Source organism: Isoptericola sp. Y581, from assembly GCF_059445475.1.
The window spans coordinates 280445-287985 of record NZ_JCAIUK010000008.1 but is presented as its reverse complement, the minus strand read 5'-3'; the positions used below and the strand labels follow the sequence as shown (position 1 = coordinate 287985).

General features: G+C 74.9%; 7 protein-coding genes. 5 read left to right on the top strand and 2 right to left on the bottom strand.

Features of this window, described 5'->3' with window-relative positions; all coding sequences use genetic code 11:
• The first annotated feature begins 301 nt into the window (after positions 1-301).
• The 4 genes from hemC to hemL all read left to right on the top strand — a co-directional run bounded on the left by hemC (position 302) and on the right by hemL (position 4707).
• Positions 302-1387, top strand: a complete 1086-nt coding sequence (gene hemC / locus AC1C2W_RS16835) for a hydroxymethylbilane synthase (RefSeq protein ID WP_495413758.1) — start codon at positions 302-304, stop codon at positions 1385-1387.
• Positions 1384-2190, top strand: coding sequence for a uroporphyrinogen-III synthase (locus tag AC1C2W_RS16830; protein WP_495413757.1), 807 nt, complete (start codon positions 1384-1386; stop codon positions 2188-2190). Before hemC ends, AC1C2W_RS16830 begins: the two co-directional genes overlap by 4 nt.
• A 50-nt stretch (positions 2191-2240) precedes the next feature.
• Positions 2241-3242 (top strand): porphobilinogen synthase, encoded by a 1002-nt coding sequence (gene hemB / locus AC1C2W_RS16825; protein WP_495413763.1) that lies wholly within the window; start codon positions 2241-2243, stop codon positions 3240-3242.
• A gap of 82 nt (positions 3243-3324) precedes the next feature.
• Positions 3325-4707: a glutamate-1-semialdehyde 2,1-aminomutase gene (hemL, locus tag AC1C2W_RS16820; protein ID WP_495413762.1), complete on the top strand. Its 1383-nt coding sequence runs from the start codon at positions 3325-3327 to the stop codon at positions 4705-4707.
• A gap of 50 nt (positions 4708-4757) precedes the next feature.
• Here the strand turns inward: hemL and AC1C2W_RS16815 are convergent, their stop codons facing one another.
• Positions 4758-5327 (bottom strand): TetR/AcrR family transcriptional regulator, encoded by a 570-nt coding sequence (locus AC1C2W_RS16815; RefSeq protein WP_495390673.1) that lies wholly within the window; start codon positions 5325-5327, stop codon positions 4758-4760.
• A 128-nt stretch (positions 5328-5455) separates the two neighbouring features.
• Here AC1C2W_RS16815 and AC1C2W_RS16810 point away from each other — a divergent pair, with 128 nt between their 5' ends.
• Positions 5456-7333, top strand: coding sequence for an ABC transporter ATP-binding protein (locus tag AC1C2W_RS16810; protein ID WP_495413756.1), 1878 nt, complete (start codon positions 5456-5458; stop codon positions 7331-7333).
• 66 nt (positions 7334-7399) lie between these two features.
• Here AC1C2W_RS16810 and AC1C2W_RS16805 read toward each other — a convergent pair whose 3' ends face one another.
• Entirely contained in the window at positions 7400-7525 is a 126-nt protein-coding gene (locus tag AC1C2W_RS16805; protein ID WP_495413755.1) for a hypothetical protein, read from the bottom strand.
• Between the last annotated feature and the right edge of the window lie 16 nt (positions 7526-7541).

Genomic DNA, 7541 nt, shown 5'->3' with positions numbered 1-7541 from the left:
AATCCCGCCACGCACCATCCGAAACACCCCATCCAGAATCAGGGTGTTGCGATGACCGGTTGAGACCGCCTTCGATTCTGCGCGAGGTAGTGCGCTACCTCGCGCAGAATCGAACTACCTCGGCAGATTTTGAACTACCTCGCGGAATTTGGGACTACCTCGCGGAATTCGGGACTACCTCGGCGGGTGATGACGCACTGTCATGACCTCGCGTCAGGACGGCGGGCAGAACGGTGTGAGATCGGCCCCCGTGGCGGCCCGGGGTTGTCCACGGGGCGGGCCGCTGCGCGACACTGGAGGGGTGAGCACCCCCCGTCCCAACCCCGCCCCGCTGCGTCTCGGCACCCGCGGCAGCGCCCTCGCCACGACGCAGTCCGGCCTGGTGGCACGCCGCCTGGAGGAGCTGCTCGGGCGGCCGGTGGAGCTCGAGCGCGTGCGCACCGAGGGTGACGTGAAGACCGGCTCCCTGGCGTCCCTCGGCGGCACGGGCGTGTTCGTGACCGCGTTGCGCGAGGCGCTGCTCGACGGGCGTTGCGACGTCGCCGTGCACTCCCTCAAGGACCTGCCCACCGCGCAGCCGGCGGAGCTCACCGTCGTCACCCCGGAGCGCGAGGACCCGCGCGACGCCCTGTGCGCGCGCGACGGGCTCACGCTCGACACCCTGCCCCGCGGCGCCCGCGTCGGCACCGGCTCCCCGCGCCGGGCCGCACAGATCAAGGCCGCGCGCCTCGACCTCGAGCTCGTGGACATCCGCGGCAACGTCGAGACCCGCCTGGCGCGCGCCCTCGGGCCGGACGCCGACCTCGACGCCGTCGTCCTCGCGTTCGCCGGGCTGTCCCGCCTGGGCCGAACGTCGGTGGTGTCTCAGCTGCTCGACCCGATGGTCGTCGCCCCCGCCCCCGGGCAGGGCGCGCTGGCCATCGAGGCACGCACCGCCGACCTGGCCGCCGGGTCGGCGCTGGGCGACGCGTTCGCCGCGCTCGACCACCGCCCCACCCGGCTGTGCGTGCTGGCCGAGCGGGCTGTGCTCGCGCGGCTCGAGGCGGGCTGCGCCGCGCCCGTCGGCGCGTACGCCCGGATCGAGGCCGGCGAGCTGCAGCTCACCGCGGTGGTCGCGCGCGTGGACGGCACGGAGCAGGTGACCCACAGCGCCGCGGCGGCACTCGCCGCAGACGCGGGCGGACCGCACGACGCAACGGCGCAGGACGAGGCCGCGACGGGCCTGGGCGTCCGCGTCGCCGAGGCGCTGCTCGCCGACGGCGCGGCGCGGCTCGCCCCCCTCGTCGGCGGCGAGGACGCCCCACACGCGCCGGAGGACGTCGCCTCGCGCGCCGACGTCGCCCCGCTGCGCGCCCCCACCGGCACCGACGACCCGGAGGGCTCGTGACCGCAGAGCTTCGCCCGACGGCGGTGCTGGTGGCGCGGGCGCCCGAGCGCGCGGCCGGGCTGGTCGCGCGCCTACGCGCCGCCGGGCACGACGTCGTGGTGGCCCCGGTGATCGAGCGGGCCCCGGCGCACGACCTCGCCCCGCTGGACGACGCCGTCCGACGCGCCTCCCGGGGCGAGCACGCGTGGGTCGTCGTGACCAGCGTCAACGCGGTCGACGCGCTGACCGACGCCGCCGCCCGCGCCGGCGTCGACCTCTCGGCTGCCCCGGCCCGGTGGGCCGCCGTCGGGCCCGCGACGCGCCAGGCCCTGGAGTCGGCCGGCGTGCGCGTCGACCTCCTCCCCGCGGCGGACGACGCGACGGCGGCCGGGATCGTCGCCGCCTTCCCGGATGCCGACCTCGCGCCGGCGCCCGCCCGGGCTCCGGGCGTGCTGCTCCCCCTCGGCGACCTCGCCCGCCCGACGCTTGCCGACGGGCTCGCCGCCCGCGGCTGGGCGCCGGACGTCGTGACGGCGTACCGCACGGTGCGCCACGATCTGCCCGAAGACGTCGCGACCCGCGCCCGGACCGGCGGCTTCGACCTCGTGGTGGTCGCCTCCGGTTCCGTCGCGCGGGAGATCGCCGCCCAGGCGGGCACCGGGACGGCGATGGTCGCCATCGGAGCGCCGTCCGCCGCCGCCGCCCGCGCCGCCGGCCTGCGCGTGGCCGCCGTCGCCGCCCGCCCCACCGACGACGCGCTCGCCGCGGCCGTCGCCACCGCCCTCCAGAACCCCGCATCGACCGTCACCAAGGAGACCCCGTGAGCACCTCGGGCATCGTCTACCGACCCCGCCGCCTGCGCACCACGCCGCGCATGCGGCGGCTGGCCGCCGAGACCCGCCTGCACGCGGCCGACCTCGTGCTGCCGCTCTTCGTCAAGGAGGGTCTCGACGCGCCCGCGCCGATCCCGTCCATGCCTGGCCAGGTGCAGCACACCGAGGCCTCGCTGCGCGACGCCGTGGCGGACGCGGCCCGCGCCGGGCTGGGCGGCGTCATGCTCTTCGGCATCCCCGCCGAGCGCGACGCGACCGGCACGCAGGCCGACGCCCCCGACGGCGTGCTGCAGCGCGGCATCCGGATCGCCCGGGAGGCCGTCGCGGAGATCGAGGCCGCGGTGGTTGAGCCTGTCGAAACCTCCGGACGGGGCCCGACGAGACCGACCGTCGGCCCCGTCGTCATGGCCGACACGTGCCTGGACGAGTTCACGGACCACGGGCACTGCGGGGTCCTCACGGCCGGCCCGGCCGGCGAGCAGATCGTGGACAACGACGCGACGCTCGACCGGTACGCGTCGACGGCCGTCGCGCAGGCCCGGGCGGGCGCGGAGGTCGTGGCGCCGAGCGGCATGATGGACGGGCAGGTCGCCGTCATCCGGGACGCGCTCGACGACGCCGGCTTCGAGCAGGTGAGCATCCTCGCCTACAGCGCCAAGTACGCGAGCGCGTTCTACGGCCCGTTCCGCGACGCCGTCGACAGCGCCCTGCAGGGCGACCGCCGCACGTACCAGATGGACGCGGCCAACTCCCGCGAGGGGCTGCGCGAGGCCGACCTCGACCTGGCCGAGGGCGCCGACATGGTGATGGTCAAGCCGGCCGGCACGTCGCTCGACGTGCTGCGCGGCGTCGCAGATCGTTCCGACGTGCCGGTGGCGGCGTACCAGGTCAGCGGCGAGTACGCGATGATCGAGGCGGCCGCCGCGAACGGCTGGATCGACCGCAAGGGGGCCGTGCTCGAGTCGGTCACCGCGATCAAGCGGGCCGGGGCCGACGTCGTGCTGACGTACTGGGCCACCGAGATCGCCGGCTGGCTGCGCTGAGCGCGCTGGCCCGCCCACGACACACTCTTTCGGAAGGACCACGATGACGGACACGGCAGGCTTCGGCCAGATCGAGACGGCGATGGTGGACGCCACGCCCCCGGCCGACACTTCGACAGGCTCAGCACGGAGCAACCACGCGGCATTCCTGCGCGCGCAGACGGCGATCCCCGGCGGCGTGAACTCCCCGGTGCGGGCGTACGGGGCGGTGGGCGGCGACCCGCGGTTCCTCACCTCGGCGCGCGGCCCGTACGTCACGGACGTGGCCGGCCGCGAGTACGTGGACCTGGTGTGCTCGTGGGGCCCGGCGCTGCTGGGGCACGCGCACCCCGAGGTGGTCGCCGCGGTGCAGGACGCCGCGGCGCGCGGCCTGTCGTTCGGCGCGCCCACCGTGGCCGAGGTGGAGCTCGCGGAGGAGATCCGCCGGCGGGTGCCCCTCGCGGAGCGCGTGCGCCTGGTGTCCACGGGCACCGAGGCGACGATGACGGCGGTGCGGCTCGCGCGCGGCGTCACCGGGCGGCCGCTGATCGTGAAGTTCGCCGGCTGCTACCACGGGCACGTCGACGCGCTGCTGGCCGAGGCTGGGTCGGGCGTCGCGACGCTCGCCATGCCGGGCACTGCCGGGGTCACGGAGGCGTCTGCGGCCGAGACGCTCGTGCTGCCCTACAACGACCTGGCCGCCGTCGAGGCTGCGTTCGCGCAGCACGGCCCGCGCATCGCCGCCGTCATCACCGAGGCGAGCCCCGCCAACATGGGCGTGGTGCCGCCGGCTGAGGGCTTCAACGAGGGCCTGCGTCGCATCACCCGCGAGCACGGCGCGCTGTTCGTCATGGACGAGGTGCTCACCGGCTTCCGCGTCGGTCCGTCCGGCTGGTGGGGGCTGGAGAACGAGTCGATCCGCACGGGCAGCTCGGCTGGCGGCGAGGGCTACGAGCCCGACCTGCTGACCTTCGGCAAGGTCGTGGGAGGCGGGATGCCGGTGGCCGCGCTGGGCGGACCGGCGTCGATCATGGACCAGCTCGCCCCGACGGGGCCGGTGTACCAGGCGGGCACGCTGTCCGGGAACCCGGTGGCGGTGGCGGCCGGCCTGACCACGCTGCGCCTGGCGGACGACGCCGTGTACGCCCGCGTCGACGCCGTCGCGGACACGCTGGCGTCGGCGCTCGGCGACGCGCTGTCGGCCGAGGGCGTGCCGCATCGCGTCCAGCGGGCGGGCTCGCTGTTCTCGGCGTTCTTCGGGCCGGACGCGGCCGAGCACGGCGTGCGGGACTATGCCCGGGCGCAGGCCCAGGAGATCTTCCGCTACCGCGCCCTGTTCCACGCCCTGCTCGACGCGGGCGTGAACCTGCCGCCGTCGGTCTTCGAGGCCTGGTTCGTCTCCGCCGCGCACGACGACGACGCCGTGAACCGCATCCTCGATGCCCTGCCCGCCGGAGCGAAGGCGGCCGCCGCGGCGACCGCGTGAGGTAGCGCCGCCCCTGGGTACGGCCGCGTGGGGTGAGGACGCCTTCGGACTCAGGGGGCGATGGCCTTGCCGACCGTGCGCATCAGCTGCTGGACGACGTCGTGTCGCGACTCCTGCCCCTCGCGGAGGGTCTCCCACGCCAGGTAGAGCTGCGACCAGAGGGTGCCGACCACCCAGTGCGCGCTGAGCTCGGGGTCGATGCTCCCGTCGGCGTGCCCCCGCGCGACGAGCGCCGCGAGCGGGTCCTCGCCGTCGCTCCCACCGTCGCCCTCGAGCGCCGAGTCCGGGACGACCTCCGTGAACAGCAGCGTGAGCAGGTCGCCCAGCTGGAGGTATTCCGGGCACAGCCGGCGCAGCGCCTCGCGGGCGGTGCCGTCCTCGAGCCGCGCGCGCACGTAAACCTCGTCCAGGCGGACGGCGGTCTCCGTCGCGACGGCCTCGAGCAGGTCGGACCGCTCGGGGAAGTACCGGTGCAGGGTGGTGCGGCCCACCCCCGCGGCGTCGGCGATCTGGCCGAGCGACACACCGGCGTCGCGGGCGAGCTGCGCCACCGCCGCCTCGACGATGGCCCGCCGGGTCCGCGCCCGGGCCCCGGTCTCCGTGTCCTGCACCTCCGTCATGGCGGGAACGCTACACCCGAATTCTGGATGAATGCTTGACCATGTTGGAACAGTCGTGTTCCACTCTGGGGAGCATTAGGCCCCCACTCATCCGTCAACAAGGGTTGACGAACCGAGGAGCGTCAACCATGGTTGACAGCGTGACCGCCACCGACCCCGCGACCACTCCCCCGGCCTCCGGCACGCCGGGCGACACCCCCGCCACCAGGACACCCGAGAAGACCGGCCGCGAGCGCCTGCGCATCCTGCTCGGGTTCGTGCGCCCGCACCGCCGCACCCTGGCGCTCGGCCTCGCGCTCGGCCTGCTGGCCACCGCGATGAGCCTCGCCACCCCGATGGTCACCAAGTGGGTGCTCGACACGCTGTCCACGGGCACCTCGATGGGCGGGCCGGTCGCCTGGCTCGTCGTCCTGATGATCGTCGGGTCGGTGGTGGCGCTGTTCCAGTGGATCCTGCTCGGCCGCCTCGCCGAGGACGTCGTCTACGAGGCCCGCGAGTCGATCGTGCGGCGCTACCTGCGGGCCCGGGTGGGCGCCGTCACCTCGAAGCCGGCCGGAGAGCTGGTCACGCGGGTCACGTCCGACACGCTGCTGCTGCGCGAGGCGACGTCGAACAGCCTGGTCAGCCTCGTGAACGGGTTCATCTCCCTGGTCGGCACGCTCGTCCTCATGGCGGTGCTCGACCTCACGCTGCTCGGCTCCACCGTCGTGGCGATCGTGGTCGTCGCGGTCGCGATGGGTCTCCTGCTGCCCGGCATCGGCAAGGCGCAGCACCGCACCCAGGAGGCGGTCGGCCGCCTCGGTGGCGCCGTCGAAGGCGCGGTGCGCGCCGTGCGCACGGTGAAGGCGAGCGGCGCCGAGGAGCGACAAGGGCGCAAGATCCTCGACGACGCCCGGGAGGCACGGAAGCACGCCGTGACGGCGGTGCGCATCGAGGCCGTCGCGTGGACGGTCTCCTGGGGCGGGATCCAGCTCGCGATCATCGTCATCCTGGGCCTGGGCGCGTGGCGGGTGTCGGAGGACCTGCTCGCGGTCTCGAGCCTGGTCGCCTTCCTGCTCTACGCCTTCAACATCGTGGGCCCGATCTCCGAGCTGACCCAGGCGTTCACCACCCTCCAGTCCGGCCTGGCCGCCGCGGAGCGCATCCGCGAGGTCGAGACGATGGAGCTCGAGGAGCCGGACGACGTCGCGCGCCCCGCCGCCCCGGAGCGGCCCGCGCCGGCCGACGCCACCGGGCCCGTCCTCGTGCTCGACAGCGTCACCGCCGGCTACGCGGACGACATACCGGTGGTGCACGACGTCTCGCTCGAGGTGCCGCGCCGCGGGCACGTCGCGCTCGTCGGGCCGTCGGGCGCAGGCAAGACGACCCTGCTGTCGCTGCTGCTGCGGTTCATCGAGCCGTCCGGGGGCGAGATCCGGCTGGACGGCGTGCCGTACCGGGACCTGGGCCACGCGGACGTCCGCGCCCGGTTCGCGTACGTGGAGCAGGAGACGCCCGTGGTGCCCGGCACCATCCGGGAGAACCTGCTGTTCAGCCGCCCGGACGCCACCCCGGAGCGGGTGCAGGAGGTGCTGCGGGCCGTACGACTCGCCGACGACCTGGAGGCGCTGCCCGACGGGCTGGACACGTCCCTCGTGTCGTCCGCCGTCTCGGGCGGGCAGCGGCAGCGGATCGCCCTCGCCCGCGCGTTGCTCAAGGAGCCGGAGGTGCTGCTGCTGGACGAGGCGACGTCGCAGGTGGACGGCCTGACGGAGGCCGCGATCCACGACGCGATCCGCGCCCACACCCGGCACGGCGCGGTCGTCACGGTGGCCCACCGGCTGTCCACCGTGCTCGACGCGGACCGGATCCTCGTCATGGAGGGCGGGCGCATCCGTGCGGGCGGCACCCACGAGGAGCTCCACGCCTCGGACGAGCTGTACCGCGACCTGGTCGCGGCGCTGCGCATCGCCGTCGACGCCGAGCCCGTTCCGTCCGAGCCCGCGCATGACCGCGCCCGCGCCTGACCGAGCATGCGGTCTCGACGGCCGGGTCGCGCCCTTCCGCATCACCTGATCCCCCCGGCCACCCGGTCAGTCGAGGACGGCGTACGCCTCGATCTCGACGAGCACGTCGGGCTCGAAGAGCACGTCGGGCTCGAAGAGGATGTCGACGCGATGAGCGAGACGTGCCCTGCGAGGTCGCCGGGGCCCCGGCATCGCTTGACACCTTACC